Source organism: Paenibacillus sp. OAS669 (assembly GCF_014873645.1).
GTDB classification, from domain to species: Bacteria; Bacillota; Bacilli; order Paenibacillales; family NBRC-103111; genus Paenibacillus_S; species Paenibacillus_S vulneris.
The window spans coordinates 867,846-887,477 of record NZ_JADBDR010000001.1 but is presented as its reverse complement, the minus strand read 5'-3'; the positions used below and the strand labels follow the sequence as shown (position 1 = coordinate 887,477).

Sequence of the window (19,632 nt, the reverse complement as noted above, 5' to 3'; positions counted from 1 at the left end):
TATAATTCCGTTCGTGATGGTATTCTGAAAACGCTTCAAAGAAAGCGCATACAATATGGTGGATAAATAACGGAGGGGTTAACATGTTAAAACCTGTTTGGACGTCGTCTTTAAAAATAACAGCCATCGGTCTCTTGGCTATCAGCTTGGCAGCTTGCGGCAATGCGGGATCGAAGCCTGCGGCAGCAGGAGGAGAGAAAGGCAAGGACGCTGCTCAGCCGTCCGCATCGAAATATCCGGAAAAGGCGATCAGCTTGATTGCTCCATCCGGTGCGGGGGGCGGCTGGGATATGACGGCCCGAACAATAGCCAAGGTGCTTTCGGAGACCAAGTCGCTGGATAAGCCGATTACCGTTGAGAACAAGCCGGGCGGGGGCGGCACCGTCTTCATGGCGGAATACGCGACCAAGGATGTGAAGGACAATTACAAGCTGTTCGTGAGCTCTCCGCCGATCTTGATCAACAATTTGAAAAAAGAAGGCAACACGCCGTTCGGCTATAAGGATACGACGCCGCTTGCTCAATTGACCAAGGATTACGGAGCGATCGCGGTCGCCGCAAACTCCAAGTATAACGATTTGAAATCGCTGTTGAACGACATGAAGGCCGATCCGAGCAAATTGACCGTAGCCGGCGGCTCTGCGCCGGGCTCCATGGACCACCTTGTCTCTATTTTGCCGGCGTTTAAATATGGAATTGATCCGAAGAAGATCAAATACGTTTCCTATGACGGAGGCGGCGAAGCCTTAACGGCGCTGCTCGGCGGCAACGCGGACGTGCTCGGCACCGATGCTTCTTCGCTGGATCAATATCTGAAGGCAGGCAAAATCAAGGTGCTTGCTGTATTGGCCCCTCAACGGCTCGGCGGCAGCATGAAGGATGTTCCTACGGTGAAGGAGCAGGGAATTGACGCGGAGTTCCTCATTTGGAGAGGCATTTTCGGTCCGAAAGAGATGAATGCGGACGCCAAGAAATTTTGGGACGATACGCTGAAGAAGATGGTAGAGTCCGAGCAATGGAAAAAAGAAATGCAGGCGAACAACTGGGAAACGGATTATAAAAAAGCGGACGATTTCAAAGCTTATTTAACCGCACAGGAGACGCAAGTCAAAGATGTTCTGACCGCATTGGGCATGCAGAAGTAGGGAGAGGATGGCTATGAATAAAACGTTTGACCGTTACGCCGGAATTGTTTTTCTGGCGATAGGCGCAGCCTTCGCCATCGGGAGCCTCAGCATATCGACAAGCGCGTACGGCAGCAATGTCGGGGCGAACATTTTTCCTATGGTGCTAGGCGCTTTTCTCGCTCTTTTGAGCCTTCGACTTATCTACGAGACGTTTCGCAGGCAGCAGGCAGAGAAACAGAAGCAGAACCTGGACTATAAAAGATTTGGTATTATTTTTGCGGCAGCTGTCCTGTACGCATATTTTCTGGAGGATATCGGGTTCGTCATCTCGACGTTTTTATTCCTGTTCATAGGCTTTCAGACGATGCAAAGGGGAAGAATCTGGATCTCGCTGCTCATTTCCGCATTATTTTCGTACGGTGTGTATTTTCTGTATGTTAACGTGCTGGACGGTTCTCTTCCCGGATTCCCAACTTGGCTAGGCTTATCTTAATTTTACGAGCTTAAGGAAGAAGCATAGGTTCCATGCATAAGCTTGCAGGAGGTAATGAAATTGAGCACGATAGATTATTTGCTTCACGGACTAGGAACAGCGATGCAATGGCATAACCTCGTATTCGTCTTCCTGGGAGTGTTAATCGGCACGGTCGTCGGTGTGCTTCCAGGCATCGGACCCATGAGCGGGGTTGCGCTCCTGATCCCGATCACGGCGACGATGACAAGCGGGCTGGGGCCCGAAGAAGCCGCTACCAGCTCCATCATATTGCTTGCAGGGGTCTACTACGGCGCTATGTACGGCGGTTCAACGACCTCGATTCTGCTGAACACTCCCGGAGAGTCCTCCTCTGTCGTCACAACGCTTGACGGCTACCAAATGGCCAAACAGGGCAGGGCTGGGGCGGCTCTCGCAATCTCAGCCATCGGCTCCTTCGCGGCAGGCATCATTTCGCTGATCGGCTTGATTTTTCTGGCACGTCCGCTATCCGCGATGGCGATCAAATTCGGTCCTGCGGAATATTTCTCGCTGATGGTGCTGGGCCTTCTGGCGATAAGCGGACTCGCCGGCAAATCGATGGTCAAAGCACTTATGATGACCGCGTTCGGTTTGCTGCTCGCGACGATCGGTATTGACAGCGTGTCCGGAGTCGAACGGTTTACCTTCAACATTCCGGAGCTATACCAGGGGCTTGAATTTCTAACGGTTGCCGTAGGTACATTCGCCGTAGGCGAAGTGTTCAAGACGATCCTGGAGCGGGAAGGCAACGACGGCGAGCTTGCGAAGATCAACCGCATTTTGCCGACGAAGCAGGATTTGAAGGATAGCGCGGCCCCGATCGCAAGGGGCTCCGTACTTGGCTTCTTTATTGGTCTGCTGCCAGGAGCAGGCGCCATTCTGGCTTCCTTCTTCGCTTACATCGTTGAGAAGAAGCTCAGCAAAAACCCGGATAAATTCGGCAAAGGGGCTATTGAGGGGGTTGCCTCCCCTGAATCGGCGAACAATGCCGCATCCGGCGGCGCCATGATCCCTCTGCTCAGCTTGGGAATCCCGTCCTCAGGGACGACGGCGATTCTGATGGGCGCCTTTATCATGTATAACGTGCAGCCGGGTCCGCTTTTGTTCCAGGACCATCCACAGCTCGCATGGGGTGTTATTGCCAGTATGTTTGTCGGCAACTTGATGCTGCTCGTTTTGAACATGCCTCTCGTGAAAGTATTCGCCAAGGTCATCGAGACGCCGACCAAATATTTAATTCCTTTGATCATTGTGTTCTCGGTGTTCGGCGTGTATGCCGTACAATACTCGACTTTCGACCTGCTGCTCATTATGGGCTGCGGCCTTGTCGGATATTTTCTGGCGAAAAATGATTACCCGCTGGCGCCTCTCGTGCTGGGACTTATTCTGGGCCCGATGATGGAGAATAACATGCGAAGAGCGCTGACAATATCCAATGGCGATTTCATGATTTTTCTGCAAAAGCCGGTATCATTAGTCTTCCTGATCATTGGATTATTGTGGATCACAATTCCGTTGTTCCTCAAGATGAGAGGGAAGAACGTACTGGTTAACGAAGAAGGATAAAGAGGACGGGAGCGGCAGTACCGGCGCTAAAAGCCGGTACTGCTGCTTAGCCGTTATCAAGGTATTCTTTTTTGTAGGGAAATCCCATATGAATATAGTATTTGGTCCTCCATGCCCGTACTATTCCTTGCGTTGGAATCGGGAACCCTATTGGCAGAACACATTAAGAAAGGAAACAAACCGCTATGGATGTTCAATGGTTGCTGTTAGGACTTGTGCAGATTATGTTTATCAATATCGTCTTAAGCGGTGACAACGCGGTCGTTATCGCTCTTGCATGCCGCAGCTTGCCGCAGGAGCAGCAAAAGAAGGCGATCTTTCTGGGGAGCCTGGGAGCTATTGTACTCAGGGTGGTGCTGACCTTTGCCGCTGTATGGTTGCTGCAAATTCCTTATGTTCAGCTGGCGGGCGGCGTGCTGTTATTATGGATCGCGCTGAAATTAATGAAGCAGGAGGATCACGAGGAGAAGCTCGCATCCAGTCATCGGCTCGGAGCAGCCATCAAAACGATTATTGTCGCCGATCTGGTGATGAGTCTGGATAATGTGCTTGCTGTTGCCGGAGCCGCCGCAGGGAATTACCTGTTAATCGGATGTGGACTTGCCTTCAGCATCCCATTGATTATATGGGGAAGCAAGCTGCTGATGAGCTTGATGAAGCGCTACCCGGTTATTGTGCTGCTCGGGGTCGCCTTGCTCGGCTATACATCGGGAGAAATGATACTTAACGACAAGATGGTCGGTCATGCGGTAGAGTCGCTCAGTCCTGCGCTTCATACGCTAATTCCGGTTGCGCTCGGCGTTCTCGTCGTCGCTATAGGCAAACTGCTTGAGAAGCGGCAGCATAAGGAGAAGGGGCAGCAGATTCCGGCGGCACAAGAACAAGAGGTACAGAGTCACGTATAAAAAAGTCAGGGCTTAGGGCTTAAGATGATAAAAGCTCGGCAGGATGCGTCTGCATGGAAGCAGAGATCCGGCCGAGCTTGTTGTTTGGAGAAAGGCTATTTGACCCCAACGGCGGTTCTTGAATAATCGTATTCGTTGGATTTAGCTATGATGGCATTTTTCGAATCCTTCACAATAATTTCAAGCTTTAGCGGGGATGAGCCTGGTTTGGCCTTATCCGGAAGCATGGAGGCCTTCAGCTCCTTGTCGCTGGTCCATTGGGTCGGAACCTGCTCACCGTTAATGCTTAGAATGCTGTTGAACGGAAGATTCGCTCCCGAGATTTTCAACACATCCCCATCCTGTGAAGACTCGGCTTGAACGCTGTTGATGACCATGGATCCCGTACCGAGCGTGTAATGTTCGTCATGGATTTTATTCTTCAGGCCATCGTAGCCAAATTGTTGACCAAATACAATGTCGTACTGTAATCTTTCGTACGTTTTTAAGCTTTCCTTGCTTATTTTCATATCCGCATACCGATTCTCCGGCGGGATGACCGGAATTCGCTGGTACAGCTGGTACAAGTAATCCGTGTAATAGCTGCCTGGCCTTTGCGCCAGCTTCAAGGTGTAAGGTCCTAGGAACGAAGGGCTCATATCCAAATGCTCCTTCGGCACATGCAGGTAGTTGTTCCACACCAGCACGGGAACCCGGTACATTTTATCGAGAAAATCAGGATCGTTTTCTTCTAGGTAGCCTGTATCTCTATACGCTTTATAGTCGTCGCCCAAGCTAGGCAAATGATCCCCGAAGAACACGATGATCGTTGGTTCGTCGATGCTCTCGTAATGGGTCACCATGCGCTTCAGCATGTCGTCAGCGCCAAGCAGTCCTTGCGCATACGTTTCGAGCAAGCCTTTGGATTCCCCTGTGACACCGGTCACCTCAATCGTATTTTCCTTAAACTTACCCGGATAGTAATGGAAGTGGTTTTCCATCGTATTGGCAAAAATAAAGTCAGGTCCCTCCGTCCGGGCGCTTGCTTCGAATATTTGCCTTGCCACCTCGCGATCCGCAAGATAAGGCCCCTCATAATCCTGCTTCATAAATTCCTGTGAAATGAATTTGGAAAACCCGAATTTCTCATAAACCTTCTTGCTGTTATAGAACCAGCTGTGAAACGGGTTAATGGCTGTCGTCTTGTAGCCCTGCCGCGATAAGATTCCGGCCAGCGAATCGATATCCTTGTTAATGTATTGATTGTAAGCTACTGAGCCCTGCGGCAGAAAACGCATCGAATTGCCCGTGAGCACCTCAAACTCCACATTTGCCGTTCCGCCGCCATATTGCGGGGAGAGCATGGTGCCGCTGGTGTACTTTGAAACCAATTCATGATAGAACGGAAGCGGGTCGCGGCTGAACTTGATATTCTTGATCTGCGTCGCATCCCAGAACGATTCGCTCAGTACGACGATGATGTTCGGCTTAACGTCCCCCGGATCACTGACGGCGGGGGTTACGGATGAAACGACGTTTCGTATACTGTCGGCGTCATACCCTTCCGGCTGGCTCATAAAGAGGAATTTCATATTCATCATCGTAGAGAGCAGAAATCCGTTCGTACGCACGTTCTCCGACGGGTCCCAGGCCAAATTCTGAACCTTGGTCCAGGTTTTCAAGGATAGAGAGCCGTCGGTGTAGATCGAGCCCAATAGAAGAACGGATGCAATGCCCAGAACTAAACGGTGCTTCCAGCGGAAGAAGAAAGGAAACCGCGGAAGCTTGTAAAGCAGCAGCAGACTGATCGCTATAAACGCAATAATACCGGAAATGACCGTAAAGTTAAGAAGTCCGCTGAGGTATTGCACCATATCCTTCGTTTCGCTCGTTAACAGCAAATCCCACGGAAGAAAGGGAACGCCAAGAATGCTCAGCTTGACTCCGCTGATTAACCCCATGATAAGACAAAGCGTCGCAACGAGCCAGAAGGACAGCTGCACTCTGCCTGTAATAGCGATAAAAAGAAAGAGAACTGCCAATACTACCAGCGTGTTAAGAAACAGCTCGGGCAGGGCATGGAATGTCCAGCTGAAGGTATCTCCCCAGCCGCCTCTGCTCATGAGCTCCACTAAAAAAACAATCCATATAGACCAGACAACCATAGGCAGCCGCCGTGCGACCTTGATCCCCTGATTGCGAACTGCAAGCTGCAGCTCCCCCATGTATATCACCACATTATCTATATTAAATTATTGTAAATACCATCCTAGTATAGCATACATGGGGGCCATGAACATAAGGGAAAATTCGGGGCTGCACCGCATTTTGGAAGCGCTTTTATCACACCGTTTTTTCAACCGGGGGAAGCCTTCAAATACGGACCTGCAAAAGGAAAAGACCGCGCAACCCCTTCACAAGGTCATGCGGCCTTCTTCTGCCGGTAAAGACACTTCTCTATTTGCTGGCTACGCGATCATCAGATAGCAGCTCGGGTACCGTAACAATGGTATATCCGTTCTCCTTCAGGTAGGAGATAATCAACGGAAGAGCCTCAATCGTATTGTTCAGATTTCCGCCTTTGCCGCCTGCGGAATGCTGCAAAATAATAGCTCCCGGACGCAATTCTTTTTTGACGGCGCTCATGATTTCTGCGGCGGATTTGCCCTTCCAGTCCAGCGTATCGACGGACCAGCCGATGATCTGATGCCCTGCGGCACCAGCAGCATCCAGGACATCGGCAGATACCGCCCCATAAGGAGCGCGAAAGAGTGTCGGAGCTTGTCCGGTAATGCTCTTCAGCAGGTCATCGGTCTTGTTGATTTCGCTTTGGACCTGTTCGGCATCCTGCTTGGTCAGCAGCTGATGATCCCAAGAATGATTGCCGAGCACATGGCCCTCCTCCAGAATCCGATTGACCATCTGAGGGTGCTTGCGCGCGTTGTCCCCGATCAGGAAGAAGGTGGCGTGGATCTCGTGCTTTTTCAAAATATCCAGTATCCGCGGCGTATACTTGGTGTCGGGGCCATCATCAAATGTTAATGCGACGCGTTTTTCAGCCATTTTTACCTGGTTCACAACGGTGCTGCTGTGATGAACCGGTTCCTTAGTTATGGAGGTCTGGCTGATGGGGGTGGAGCTTAATGCCGGTTCAGGTGCCGGAGACGGTTCGACGGCTTCCTGTTTTACCGGTTTTTGTCCGCATCCCGCTAAGAAAATGATCATCAAAATAACTACAATTGCCGCGTACTTGCTCATCCATTCCACTCACCTTATTATGTCTATCAATCTATGAATCTATTATAGACCAAGCGAGGGAATTTGTCGTGAATTGTCGACCTATTATAAAGAAATATTTGGAGCTTTTTGTCTTTTCATGCGGTACGGATTTGATTATGATGAAAGAGGTTAAGAAAAAGGATATATGAAAGTGTGAACGCAGCCATTATCGAAGAAAAGAGGATGATCTGCATATGAATATTCGCATTGGGATGATCGGAGCCGGAGGGATCGCCAAATCGCGTCATCTGCCCAATTTGAAGGAAATAGAAGGCGTTGAGCTGGCGGCTGTTGCCAATCGGAGATACGAGAACGCACAGGAGGCGGCCGAGCAGTTCGGCTTCCGCAAGGTATATAAGACGTGGCAGGAGGTTGCGGATGATTCCGAGGTAGATGCCGTATTTATCTGCACGCCGCCGATTCTGCACCGGGAAATATCGGAATACTGCATCGCCAGAGGGAAGCATGTATTCTCGCAAGCCCGTATGGCTATGGATCTGGAGGATGCTTTGCAGATGTACAAGCTGGACCAATCGACGAGCCTGACGACGATGCTGTGCCCTCCGCCGAATTATATGAAGGTAGAGCCGTTCGTCATGCAGCTGCTGAAGGACGGGGAGCTTGGCGAGGTTCGTCATGTTCATTTGACACACCCTTCATCGCAATATGCGGATGCGTCCAAGCCGCTGTATTGGAGACAGAGAGCGGATTTGCAAGGAATCAATGTGCTGGATGTCGGGATTATGGGCGAAGTGCTGAATAAATGGTTCGGTCCTTTGCAATCTTTATGTGCAGACGGGCGCATCTGGGTGGAAGAACGGCCTCAAGACGGGGATGGCAGGAGCAGGGTGGAGCTGCCGGATTCGGTTACGGTTCTGGGGCAGTTTGCCCGGGGGCCGCTGCTGACAGCCTTGTTCACAGGAGCGGTGCAGGGTGGACAATCCCAGCTGACCATTTATGGAAGCAAAGGGACGCTGACCTGCTATCCGGAACGGACTCAGCTGGCTTTACATACCGGAGGCGAGGAAAGAAAGTTGGAGGTACCGGAAGCGCAGCGCAAAGAGTGGACCGTAGAGCGCGATTTCATTCAAGCGGTGCGCGGCGGCACCAAAGGCAGTCCGTCTTTCACCGACGGAGTCCGTTATATGGCGTTCACCCAGGCTGTTATGGACTCCATCCGTACGGGACAGCGAGTGGAAGTTGCTCACATAGAATAACTGACAGAAGCTTGTGAAAACGATGGAAGTGCCCTGCATCCCCGATCGGTGGAGCGCAGGGCATTTTCCTGTACTCATGACAGTGTATAAGGGACATTAGAACAAGCTGAATAATGCGCTCATGAAGCTTTTTTTCTTGGCGGCTTTCGGCGTTTCGCGGAGGGAGGCGAGGGTACGTTCGGAATAGCGGGACATGGAGCGCTGAATGCTCTCAACATCCGCCGCCAATGCCTGAACGGTTTTGCGTATTTCCTCAAGCTCGGTCCGATGCTGCAAAATTTGCATGGAAACGATATCGTCCGCTTTTTTCGCCAGCTGAAGCTCCAGCTGATTGATACGCTGAAGAAGCTCCTCCGTAACAGGAGATGGCTGTGAAGGCACGAATGACGGGGACGATTTCACAGCATGAGAGTCCTCGTTCAAGATAGCCTGCATCGTCTTGCCTTGCTGAAGCTGCTCATGAATAGATCTCAGACGTTCTATGTCTTCGGGAGAATAAATGTAATGACCGAGCGCATCCTTTTGAAACCATCCTTGAAAAAAGGCAACCCAACGCTTCACCGTAGTGGAGCTTACCCCAAGCATCTGAGCGGCTTCTTTGGTAGATACAAATTCCATCTTCACATCCTCCGATCTGTTTCTTGAAATGAATGATTGCTTCCTGATACTAGCTATTCGCCTCATTTCCCCGAGTCCCTGCAAGGGTGACAAAGGTAGTGCTCATTCGCTAAAGAAAGTAGTTTTTCTATGCAATCGTCATGGATGCGACAATCTTTCCCGGCGGCGTGTCAATAAGGCGGGGAATTCGGGAAAAAGGTCAAATTTGAAAAAGAGAAGGGCGACAAGCTTCGCCCTTCTCCTGAAGTCTATCCTTTTTATCCTATGCTAACGAGCTTTTTCTCCCCCTCTTGCTTGCGGGGACCTGCTTCCGGGTCTGTCCCGGCTCCCTCCTCAACAGCAGGTTCTTCTACCTGGCCGCGGGCTGCATTCACGTCCGTTTCGGAGTCCGCTTCTGTGCGTGATTCCTCTTTCATCAAACCGGCGGAAGACGGGGGAAGACCGGTCTCCTGATCCGCATGGTCATCAATCTGGAATTGATGAATTTCATGGAACAGCTTGCTCGACAGCTCCAGAATATCGTCGGCTTGGGAAGCAATAAGCTGGATAGCGGTGTCCTGCTGCACCGAGGTGGAATTGACCTCCTCCACACCTGCCGCCGTTTCCTGAGCGATAGCTGCGACGAACTGAACCGACTCCACCAGCTTGCCGTTCATTTCCTTCGCGGTGCCGATTTGCTCCTGCATATGGTCGATATGCTCGGACAAAATGTCCATCGACGTGCGGATCTGTTGGAACGCGTCGATGCTCTCAGTCATTTTGTTGTTCTGTTGATCGAACGATTGTCTGGCGACATTCAGGTTCGCTTCAAGCTCCTTGGTCTGCTCAAGCAGCGCACGGATAATGACCGCGATGGATTTGGACGATTCATTCGTCTGCTGAGACAGCTGCCGGACCTCTTCGGCGATAACGGAGAAGCCGCGTCCTTGTGCGCCCGCACGTGCCGCCTCGATAGCGGCGTTCAAAGCCAATACATTGGTCTGATGCGAGATATCGGTAATGGTATTGATGATTTGATGAATTTGCACCGTGCTGCCGGATAGGCTTTCCATGGCGGCGTACACTTTGTTCAGCACCTCTTCGGAGGATTGGGTAGCTGCTCTTAATGTTTCCATGGAGGTGGAGCCCAAATGGGTGTTAAATGCGGCCTCCCGGCTTTTTTGCTGAATCGTTCTGGAATTCTCTGCTATTTTCTCTATCTCGTGCTCCACCTCGGCAATCAGATACGTACTGTGCTCCGTTTGTCCGGCCTGCTGATCAGCGCCCGTAGATATTTCCTGTATGGCTCGGATAATATCAGCGTTGGCGGCCGCCGTAGAGCTGGAGAAGCCGTGGAAGGAGCTGGAGTGCTCGGAAAGCGACAAGGCAATGGATTGCAAATGCGAGAGCATGTCGCGAATCTGATCGGTCATGTGGTCGAAGCTGCGGCTCAGCTCACCGAGCTCGTCCTTGGAGCTGCTGTTGATTTTGGCTCTTAAGTCGCCCCTGGCCATGGCTTGTACCGCCTGCTGCAACTTGCGGATGGGCTTGACGAACGAACCGATCAGCAGCGCGGCGATGGCGACACCCGATACGACGACAAGGAAGGAGGCTATCCACATGGCGATGACCGTACGGTCCAGCAGCGTCTGGGTTTCCGCTATCGCTTGCGCCGCGTCCTGCGAGTAGGCGATATAGAATTGGTCCACATTGACGAATATGTCCGCCATCAATCTTTGTGATTCATTATATAAGTACTCCATATTTTTATCGAGGTCCGCCGCAGGGAGCTTGTTCTCTTGAACCAGTTTGGCTGCAACGTCGAACGTATTCGTATATTCAACCGTTAACGAAATCAGCTTGCTGCGCCATTTGGCTTGTTCTGCTGTGGTGGCCGTATCGCCTATTCTTTTGATCATTCCATCGAAAACTTGTCTTTTCTCATTATATTTAGGGATGTACTCGGCTTTCTTGGAAATTTCAAGGCCTGATGCAATGATATTCAGCTCCTGCACCATTTCCTTTAATTCCAGGGCCATTAGCCTTAATTCCACCTTATCGTTCTGCTGGCTTAGATGCACCTTCATTTGATCCACTTGACGAAGATTGTACAAGGCTGCGATCAGAAACAAGACAAGCATCGCGGTCATGCCGATCATCAGCTTCATTTTTAAAGTCCAATTTGATAGAGTCGGCAGCTTCTTTGTCTTTGCGCTCATGAATAACCCCTCCACTTTTCCTTCATTAATAGAACCGGGACATTCGATCGAAGTCCTAGATCCTTTTTCCTATAGTATAGAAAGGGTTTATTAACACAGTGCCAAATATATGTAAAAAGTAATGAAATTCGACAAAAATAACTTTTACATTCCGTTTACGTTTTGAGGGTTTAAACTTTACATTGGCTTGTTAAGATGTCCAAGTAAACAAAATACGAGCCAAAATAAAGGGAGGACATGAAGAGATGTTTAAACATTTCTCGAAAAAAGGTTTCACCTTCGCATTGATCACCATTCTTCTTATGGGGGTTCTCGCAGCCTGCGGTACGAAAACACCGGCTCCTGATTCAAAAGCACAAACGAACGGCGCGGCTCCTGCTAACACGGACAAGAAGCCAGAACCGGCCACGGAATTGACAGGAACTGTAACGGCATCCGGATCCAGCGCATTGCTTCCTTTGGTCAAACAAGCTTCCACTGAATTCATGGAAAAAAATCCGAAGGTTACGGTTAACGTAACGGCCGGCGGTTCCGGTACAGGCCTGAAAAACGTTGCTGACGGTACTTCCGATATCGGTAACTCCGACATCGCAGCAGGCGACGAGTACAAAGATAAAGGCTTGGTTGACCACGTAGTGGCTATTGCTCCATTCGCACTGATCGTTAATAAAGATGTGAACGTAGATAACTTGACGAAAGCTCAAGCTGCCGATATTTTCATGGGCAAAATCACGAACTGGAAAGAAGTTGGCGGTAAAGACGCTAAAATCGTAGTGGTTCATCGTCCGGACAGCTCCGGTTCCCGTGCTCTTGTGAAACAAATCGTATTGGATAAACAAGAATTTACAAAAGACGGCGTAACTCAAGAGTCCAGCGGTGCGGTTGCAACAACAGTAGGCTCTACTCCAGGCTCTATCGGTTATGTTGATACTCCTTATTTGAACGACACAATCAAAGCTTTGAAATTCGAAGGTGTAGCTTTCTCCAAAGAAACGATCAAAGAAGGCAAATATCCTTTGTACGGTATCGAGCATATGTACACTAAAGGCGAAGCTAAAGGCGCTGTGAAAGCATTCATCGACTATATCACCAGCCCAGACTTCCAAGGTAAGAAAGTGGAAGAACTGAAGTTCCTGCCTGCAGATCTGCTGAAAAAATAACAATGCTTCAAGAGAGATCCGGTTCTATAGAGCCGGGTCTTTTTTTGACATAAAAGATGATTTTTTCAACGCGTTTCAATCATTTTTTACATTGTCTTAACAATTCAACGGCATGGCTTTAACAAATGTCCTCTATGATAAAAAAGAACCATACAAGGCGCACGGACGTTGGATGACGGTGCATCAAGCCGTGGTCGTTCATTTAATAAAGAAGTAGGGGGCAAAAGGTCGTGAATTCTTTCGTTGACAAGCTGAATGAGAGAGCAACAGTAGAAAAGAAAGTTAGCCGCTGGACCAAGCAACAAAACCGCACGGATCAAGTGATGAAATGGATCTTTGTCGGCAGCGCCATCCTGGTATCAGCCATTATATTCTCCATTATTGCATTCGTAGGAATCCAAGGAGTCAAGACATTCTCCGGCGTATCCCCTTGGGAATTCTTTTTCTCAACGGATTGGACGCCGAGCCAGAATAAATTCGGGATATTTTCCTTCTTGTACAGCACGCTGCTGCTGACGCTGTTATCTGTAGTATTTTCCGTACCGCTGGCTTTATCTGGTGCAGTGTTCATGGCAAAAATTGCGCCAAATTGGGTGCGTGAGATCATGCGTCCGGCGACGGACCTTTTCGTAGGGATTCCATCCGTAGTATACGGCTTGATAGGATTAACCGTCGTTGTTCCGATGCTCGCAAAAATGACGGGAACGATCGGGTACGGAATTTTGCCGGCGGCGATTATTCTGGCGATTATGATCCTGCCGACGATCCTGTCCATCTCTGAAGACGCGATTCGCGCTTTGCCCGGCAGATTGGAAGAAGCATCGCTGGCACTGGGCGCTACCCGCTGGCAAACGATCTGGAGAGTGCTGATTCCGGCTGCTCGTCCTGGTATCATTACAGGGATCATTCTTGGAATGGGCAGAGCAATCGGCGAGACTATGGCCGTGTTCATGGTTATCGGGAACTCACCGCAAATGCCGGGATCGCTGCTGGAATCCACTACCGTACTAACAACCGCGATCGTTAAAGATATGGGGAACACGAATTACGGTACGACCTGGAATAACGCGCTTTATTTGATGGCGCTGGTGCTGCTCCTGATCTCCTTGTCCATGATCGTTATCATCCGGTTGGTTGCCAAGAGGAGTGAATTGAAATGACAAGTAAAACAACGGATCGTATCGCTACGGCATTCTTCTGGATAACCGGCATCATGATCATGCTGCTGCTGGCGTGGTTCCTGATTCGAATCTTGGGTGACGGATTGCCGCAGCTATCCTGGAAATTCATTACCGGCAAGCCTCAGGAGATTATGGCTGGCGGCGGCGTAGGGCCGATGCTGTTCAACTCCTTCTATATCTTGTTCTTGTCCCTGTTGTTCTCCCTTCCTATCGGGATCGGAGCGGGAGTGTACTTATCGATCTATGCCAAGCAAAATAAATTTACGGATTTCATAAGAGTTTCCGTAGAAGCATTGTCTTCCGTACCATCCATCGTTTTCGGATTGTTTGGCTTCCTGCTGTTTGTGAACTTGTTTGGATTGAAATTTTCCATTATCGGCGGCGCGGCTACTTTGTCCCTGCTGAATCTGCCGGTCTTGGTCCGCGTAACCGAGGAATCGCTTCGTTCTGTTCCGGAATCATACTGGGAAGCATCTCTTGCACTCGGATCGACCCGTTGGCAGGCGATTCGTAAAGTGCTCTTGCCTGCCGCTATGCCGAGCTTGATTACCGGGATTACCCTTGTGGCCGGACGGGCCCTGGGGGAGTCGGCCATCCTGATCTATACCGCCGGTCTGTCGGTATCCCGTTTCTTTCCGGATTGGAATCCGCTCGCGATGGGAGAGACGCTGGCTACGCATCTATGGTACGTCCAGTCGGAGGCTATCGTTCCTGACGCCAAGCAAATTGCCAAAGGAAGCGCAGCGCTGCTGCTTATCGTCGTGCTGGTATTCAACCTGCTGATCGGAATTCCTAGCCGCTTATTACAAAAAAGACTTTCCGGGGGGAAATAAGCATGATGGAGAAAAACAAAATCAAAGTAGAAAAGCTCAACCTGTTTTATGGAGAAAATCAGGCGCTGCACAGCATTGGATTAGAAATCAAAAACAACTCCATTGTGGCCCTGATCGGTCCTTCCGGCTGCGGTAAATCGACTTTTCTCCGCACTTTGAACCGGATGAACGACCTTATCGACAGCGTTAGAATTACAGGCAGCATTTATGTGGATGGACAAAACATTTATGGCCAAGAGATGGACGTCGTGTCCTTGCGCAAAAAGGTCGGCATGGTATTCCAGCGCCCGAATCCTTTTCCAATGAGCATTTACGATAACATTGCCTATGGGCCTAGAATACATGGCACGAAGAAGAAAGCCGTCTTGGATGAAATTGTGGAAAAAAGCTTAATGCAAGCCGCTTTGTGGGATGAGGTAAAGGATCGTCTGCATAAATCCGCTCTCGGCTTGTCCGGCGGTCAGCAGCAGCGCCTTTGCATCGCCCGGCTGCTGGCGGTAGAGCCAGACGTTCTGTTGATGGATGAGCCTACATCCGCGTTGGACCCGATCTCTACCTTGAAGGTCGAGGAGCTGACGCAGACCTTGAAGGAAAAATATACGATTATTATCGTGACGCACAACATGCAGCAGGCCGCACGTATTTCCGACTTCACTTCTTTCTTCTTGAACGGCGAGTTAATTGAATCCGATCAAACGGATAAAATTTTCACCGCACCAACGGATCAAAGAACGGAAGATTACATCACCGGGCGTTTCGGATAATGCAAACGATGCGAGGGGGCTATTATGGATACTAGAACAAGTTTTCACCAAAATGTCGATGAGCTGCAGCAATCGCTTCTGAAGATGGGCAATCTGGTCGAGGAATCCATCTCGAACGCGGTTGACGCCTTAGCCAAGCTGGATGACAAGCTCGCGAAGAAGATCGTGGTCGAAGATGATATCATCGACGGCATGATGCTGGAGATCGAGGAGCGCTGCTTGCGCCTTATCGCGCTCCAGCAGCCGATGGCAGGAGATCTGCGCATCATCGGCACCGCGTTGAAGATCGCAACGGATCTGGAGCGGATCAGCGATCACGCTGTTGATATCGCCAAGATCGCGATCCGCTTATCCGGCGAAGAGCTTATCAAGCCGCTGGAGGATATCCCGCATATGGCGGTGCTCGTGCGGGAAATGCTGCACGAAAGCCTGCTGTCCTACACCGAGCGCAATATTCACCGCGCGGCTGCGCTGGCCGAAAAGGATGACGAGGTCGATAAGCTGTACAGCAGCCTGATGAATGAAATTATCGGGATGATGAACAGCGAGTTTGCCCGCAACCGTCAGCTGTCGCATCTGATGTTCGTAGCTCACTATTTGGAGCGGGTTGCCGACCATTGCACGAATATCGGTGAAGGCGTCATTTATATTGTGACGGGGAAGCGCAAGGATTTGAACATATGATGGGAGGACCGCTTTGGCGGTCTTTTTGTTTGTTGAGGGGCGGACGAGGTTGGCTCGAAATGTTGCTCATACTTCGGTGGGGTATGCCCCTCCGGCCGCTGTTGAAATCCGTGAATCTGATTAGAATTAGTGGTATTTTCACGGATTTCAAAGGCGGACGTAAACTCCTCCGAGGCATACCCCCCTCCGTACTTAGCAGCATTTCTTGAGATACGGGCAGCTCAACAATACCCCCAGACCGCCAAAGCGGTTTGGGGAGTAGAAGGGATAGGCCGCCGGTTAATCGGCGGCCTTGATTTCAATGCGGTTGCCTTCTGGATCGATGATGACCCCGGTGGTGCCCCAGCTCAATTTGCGGACGGTAATTTCCGTACCACGCTCGCGAAGCTCGTTGACGGTTTCATAAAAGTCGGAGACATCGATTCTTAGAACGGTGGGGTTCTGTGCTCTCGTTTTTTCAACCGAAGAAGCAACGCCATTATTCTCAATCATTAAGTAGCTCTCACCAAAATCAAGGATGGCCAAATCTTCTTTTTGCTCCCGAAGGGGGAGTCCGATTTTATACAGATAGAACTCGAGTGCTTCTTGATAATGTTCCGTAAACAGGATGATTCCGGATTCTTTCATTTTCACATTTGATTCCTCCTCATCTAATTTTATACATATTATACTATAATATTTATAAAGTGCAAGAACATATGCATAACCCCTATAAAGGATTCCTCTAATCAAGCATGTCTTCCCGTAATTCCCATAATAAAACACAAGAAAATAACAATAAAACAGCGTATGTCTCCATAAAACAGCAACATTTCCAGCGAGTTAGTTGTCAGCGTTTACAGTATCTTTGAGATGAGCCTGCAAGGGTCTTTATTCTTATCTTATGAGGATTTACATTAGATTTACAAAACTGATTCGGGACTTTTACACTGGGTTAAACATCCTATGTTAGAGTGGGATATATATCCATTAGCCCACAGAGGGGATGAGACGTATGACCGCTGTCCACAAGAATTCGGTCTTCCACGCGGATAAGACATATTTACAGAACGAAATTCAAATGATATTGCGGCATAAAATGCTCCATTCCGTTTATCAGCCTATCGTATCCTTAAAGGACGGCAGTATTTTAGGCTATGAAGCGTTGACGAGGGGACCTCATAATCATCCGTTCCATTCGCCGCTGCCGTTATTTACTTATGCCGACGAAACAGGACAGCTGTACCCGCTGGACAGGCTGGCAAGGGAGAAAGCGATTCAAGGAGCCTTCTTCGCCTCCGGGTCAGAGCTCTTGTTTATCAATATATCCGCAGCGATTCTTTACGACCCCCAGTTCGAGCCGGGAAGGACGCTGGAGCTGCTGCAGGCACAAGGAATGAGTTCGGATCGGATCGTATTCGAAATAACGGAGAGAAGCTCCATTGAAGACTTTTCCATGGCGAAGAAGCTGCTGATGCATTACCGCAATCAAGGCTATCGCATTGCCATCGATGACGCCGGTGCGGGATATTCGTCCTTGCAGGCGATTGCCGAGCTGCATCCCGATTTTATTAAGATGGACCGTTCCCTGGTGCAGGGCGTAGAATCGCATAAAACGAAGGAAGCGATACTGGAAACCTTCGTTTCTTTTGCCCAAAAGCTGAATATAGAGATCATTGCGGAAGGCATCGAGCATCCGGACGAGCTGCATCATTTGACCCGAATGGGCATTCATTACGGGCAAGGATACTTATTGGGGAGACCTTCCTTGGAGAAAGCGGCGCTGGCTCCGGAGCTGGTCGAACGCATCGTCCAACAGCGCAAAATCCACGATTCGGCGGGCAGCACATGGGCTATCGGCGATTTGATTGCGCCTATCCGTACCTTTGACAACAAGGCGCTGATATCGGAGGTGGCGAACTATTTTAAAACGAATGTGAACGCACCTGGCGTCGTCATTGTTTGCAAGGATGTGCCCGTCGGTCTGATGATGCGGGAGAGGTTATTTCAGCAGCTGGCCGGCCAATACGGGTTTTCTCTGTTCTGGAACCGGACGATTGATCAGGTAATGGATGCGGAGCCGTTGATCGTGGATCAGCATATGCCGGTGGAGACGGTGTCCCAGCTGGCAACCTCGAGAGATATCAACAACTTGTACGACCTGGTTATCATTACGAACGAGGGGAAGATGGCGGGAGCCGCTTCCATTCGCGCCATATTGGAATGCATCACCAACGCCAGGATGGAGAGTGCGAAGGTGGCCAGTCCTTTGACCGGGTTGCCCGGCAACATTCAAATTCATCGGGAGCTCAATAAATGGCTGATGGAGAAGAAGCGATTTTCGGTTATTTATGCGGATTTGGATTATTTTAAATGGTTCAACGACCGGTACGGATTTCAAAAAGGGGATCAGCTTATCCAATATACGGCCGATGTGATTCAGCAGTCGATCGTGGTATGCGGGAAGCCGTTCGATTTTGTCGGCCATATCGGAGGTGACGACTTTATCGCCATCACCTCGTCCGTGGACTCGGAGAAGCTGTGCAGGGAGATTATTCGCCGGTTCGATCAGGGCGTAAGGCTCTTCTATGAAGGAGATGATTGGTGCTATGTGGAGGACCGCGGCGGCAACCGGATCGAGGCGAACGGGGTAACCATTTCTTTATCGCTGATCGTATGCGAGCTCGCAGAGGCAGTCACCTTGGAGCAAATATCGAAGGCCTCGGCGAGATTGAAGAAGCTGTCCAAAGGTTATCCCGGCAGCATCGTTCACTGCGAATGCCTGGGACTTGAGCAGCCTCGAAATCAGAATAGCTCCAGCAGCTGATCCATTTGCTGGATGCAGTACACGTTGCGCTTTCCCAGCTTCTGTTGGGAGATCTTCCTGGCTGCGGTGCTGTGGGATTGAACCCAGACGGCATCCAGCCCCGCTTTAGTCGCCCCGCAAACATCATGCTTCCATGAGTTTCCTACCATGACCAGCTGCCTCGGAGATAACTCCATCGTACGGATGGCCGTTTTAAATAAAGGAATGTTGGGCTTTTTGTCTGCAGAGCTTCTGGCTGTAAATATCCGTTCTTCCGGAAAATACCCGTTCAGCTTGAACCGTTGGAGCAAGTGGGTTACTTCGCTTCTCGGACTGTTGCTGATGATGGCCAATTTGAAGCGCGGTGCCAGCGCTTGCAGTGTCTCCTCCACCTTGGGGGCTAATGATTTGGCGGCGAGCCGGGCTTTGCGCACCAGCTGGAAAAAATCGTTGGTAAACTGCTGATGGACCGGGACACGAAGCTCTCTGAGCGCGCTTTGCAGGCACTGCTGCTGCAAATCGTCCAGCTGCAGCCGCGCGGTACGGTTTTTTTTGTGCTGCTGCCAGTAGTTCTGATACTTGCTCCACAGTTCCTCTGCTTGTGGAACATCGCTTTGGACCGAACGGGAGTAATAGTCGTTCCAAACGGAGCGGAAAGCCTGCTCGAAGTGAATCCCCTGATGGATCAAGGTTTGATTGACGTCAAAACAGATGGCTTTCTTGCCCTGGGGCCGGGTTGAGGTGCTCATAACATTCTACCTCCGTTTTGCGCGAAAAGCATCGCCTTATATTCTATGTTTATGCTCATGCGGCCGCCGTCAC

General features: G+C 50.1%; 17 protein-coding genes. 11 read left to right on the top strand and 6 right to left on the bottom strand.

The window, feature by feature from the left end; all coding sequences use genetic code 11:
- The first annotated feature begins 83 nt into the window (after nucleotides 1-83).
- The 4 genes from GGC63_RS03515 to GGC63_RS03500 all read left to right on the top strand — a co-directional run bounded on the left by GGC63_RS03515 (nucleotide 84) and on the right by GGC63_RS03500 (nucleotide 4,112).
- A complete protein-coding gene (locus tag GGC63_RS03515; protein WP_079908433.1) occupies nucleotides 84-1,145 on the top strand; it encodes a Bug family tripartite tricarboxylate transporter substrate binding protein in 1,062 nt (353 codons plus the stop codon).
- Nucleotides 1,146-1,158: 13 nt separating this feature from the next.
- The gene (locus GGC63_RS03510) at nucleotides 1,159-1,620 is read left to right on the top strand and encodes a tripartite tricarboxylate transporter TctB family protein (RefSeq protein ID WP_192701108.1); all 462 of its coding nucleotides are present in this window, start codon (nucleotides 1,159-1,161) and stop codon (nucleotides 1,618-1,620) included.
- A 60-nt stretch (nucleotides 1,621-1,680) separates the two neighbouring features.
- Complete coding sequence (locus GGC63_RS03505) at nucleotides 1,681-3,207, top strand: tripartite tricarboxylate transporter permease (protein WP_192701107.1); 1,527 nt, start codon at nucleotides 1,681-1,683, stop codon at nucleotides 3,205-3,207.
- 185 nt (nucleotides 3,208-3,392) lie between these two features.
- A complete protein-coding gene (locus GGC63_RS03500; protein ID WP_192701106.1) occupies nucleotides 3,393-4,112 on the top strand; it encodes a TerC family protein in 720 nt (239 codons plus the stop codon).
- Between the two features lie 95 nt (nucleotides 4,113-4,207).
- On the opposite strand, the gene GGC63_RS03495 is transcribed toward GGC63_RS03500, so the two are convergent.
- Together GGC63_RS03495 and GGC63_RS03490 are read right to left on the bottom strand one after the other, a co-directional pair.
- Nucleotides 4,208-6,316, bottom strand: coding sequence for an LTA synthase family protein (locus GGC63_RS03495; protein ID WP_192701105.1), 2,109 nt, complete (start codon nucleotides 6,314-6,316; stop codon nucleotides 4,208-4,210).
- 232 nt (nucleotides 6,317-6,548) lie between these two features.
- A complete protein-coding gene (locus GGC63_RS03490) occupies nucleotides 6,549-7,349 on the bottom strand; it encodes a polysaccharide deacetylase family protein (protein WP_225947882.1) in 801 nt (266 codons plus the stop codon).
- A 215-nt stretch (nucleotides 7,350-7,564) separates the two neighbouring features.
- On the opposite strand from GGC63_RS03490, the gene GGC63_RS03485 reads away from it, so the two are divergent.
- Nucleotides 7,565-8,587, top strand: a complete 1,023-nt coding sequence (locus GGC63_RS03485) for a Gfo/Idh/MocA family protein (protein ID WP_192701104.1) — start codon at nucleotides 7,565-7,567, stop codon at nucleotides 8,585-8,587.
- A gap of 96 nt (nucleotides 8,588-8,683) precedes the next feature.
- Here the strand turns inward: GGC63_RS03485 and GGC63_RS03480 are convergent, their stop codons facing one another.
- Together GGC63_RS03480 and GGC63_RS03475 are read right to left on the bottom strand one after the other, a co-directional pair.
- A complete protein-coding gene (locus tag GGC63_RS03480; RefSeq protein WP_192701103.1) occupies nucleotides 8,684-9,205 on the bottom strand; it encodes a MerR family transcriptional regulator in 522 nt (173 codons plus the stop codon).
- A gap of 257 nt (nucleotides 9,206-9,462) precedes the next feature.
- Nucleotides 9,463-11,403 carry a methyl-accepting chemotaxis protein gene (locus GGC63_RS03475; protein WP_192701102.1) on the bottom strand — a complete coding sequence of 647 codons (1,941 nt, stop codon included), beginning with the start codon at nucleotides 11,401-11,403 and terminating at the stop codon, nucleotides 9,463-9,465.
- A gap of 245 nt (nucleotides 11,404-11,648) precedes the next feature.
- Here GGC63_RS03475 and GGC63_RS03470 point away from each other — a divergent pair, with 245 nt between their 5' ends.
- From GGC63_RS03470 to phoU, 5 genes are all read left to right on the top strand, one after another.
- Nucleotides 11,649-12,563 carry a phosphate ABC transporter substrate-binding protein gene (locus GGC63_RS03470; protein WP_192701101.1) on the top strand — a complete coding sequence of 305 codons (915 nt, stop codon included), beginning with the start codon at nucleotides 11,649-11,651 and terminating at the stop codon, nucleotides 12,561-12,563.
- A gap of 230 nt (nucleotides 12,564-12,793) precedes the next feature.
- Complete coding sequence (gene pstC, locus GGC63_RS03465; protein ID WP_079908442.1) at nucleotides 12,794-13,723, top strand: phosphate ABC transporter permease subunit PstC; 930 nt, start codon at nucleotides 12,794-12,796, stop codon at nucleotides 13,721-13,723.
- Nucleotides 13,720-14,577, top strand: coding sequence for a phosphate ABC transporter permease PstA (gene pstA / locus GGC63_RS03460; protein ID WP_079908443.1), 858 nt, complete (start codon nucleotides 13,720-13,722; stop codon nucleotides 14,575-14,577). The genes pstC and pstA overlap by 4 nt, the downstream gene beginning before the upstream one ends.
- A 2-nt stretch (nucleotides 14,578-14,579) precedes the next feature.
- A complete protein-coding gene (pstB, locus tag GGC63_RS03455) occupies nucleotides 14,580-15,341 on the top strand; it encodes a phosphate ABC transporter ATP-binding protein PstB (protein ID WP_225947881.1) in 762 nt (253 codons plus the stop codon).
- A 24-nt stretch (nucleotides 15,342-15,365) separates the two neighbouring features.
- Nucleotides 15,366-16,025 (top strand): phosphate signaling complex protein PhoU, encoded by a 660-nt coding sequence (gene phoU / locus GGC63_RS03450; protein WP_079908444.1) that lies wholly within the window; start codon nucleotides 15,366-15,368, stop codon nucleotides 16,023-16,025.
- 279 nt (nucleotides 16,026-16,304) lie between these two features.
- Here the strand turns inward: phoU and GGC63_RS03445 are convergent, their stop codons facing one another.
- Complete coding sequence (locus GGC63_RS03445; RefSeq protein WP_225947952.1) at nucleotides 16,305-16,652, bottom strand: VOC family protein; 348 nt, start codon at nucleotides 16,650-16,652, stop codon at nucleotides 16,305-16,307.
- 367 nt (nucleotides 16,653-17,019) lie between these two features.
- Here GGC63_RS03445 and GGC63_RS03440 point away from each other — a divergent pair, with 367 nt between their 5' ends.
- The gene (locus GGC63_RS03440; protein ID WP_192701099.1) at nucleotides 17,020-18,831 is read left to right on the top strand and encodes a GGDEF domain-containing protein; all 1,812 of its coding nucleotides are present in this window, start codon (nucleotides 17,020-17,022) and stop codon (nucleotides 18,829-18,831) included.
- Here the strand turns inward: GGC63_RS03440 and GGC63_RS03435 are convergent.
- On the bottom strand, nucleotides 18,810-19,559 hold the full coding sequence (locus GGC63_RS03435) for an HAD family hydrolase (protein ID WP_079908447.1): 750 nt from the start codon (nucleotides 19,557-19,559) through the stop codon (nucleotides 18,810-18,812). The genes GGC63_RS03440 and GGC63_RS03435 overlap by 22 nt on opposite strands.
- Nucleotides 19,560-19,632 lie beyond the last annotated feature (73 nt).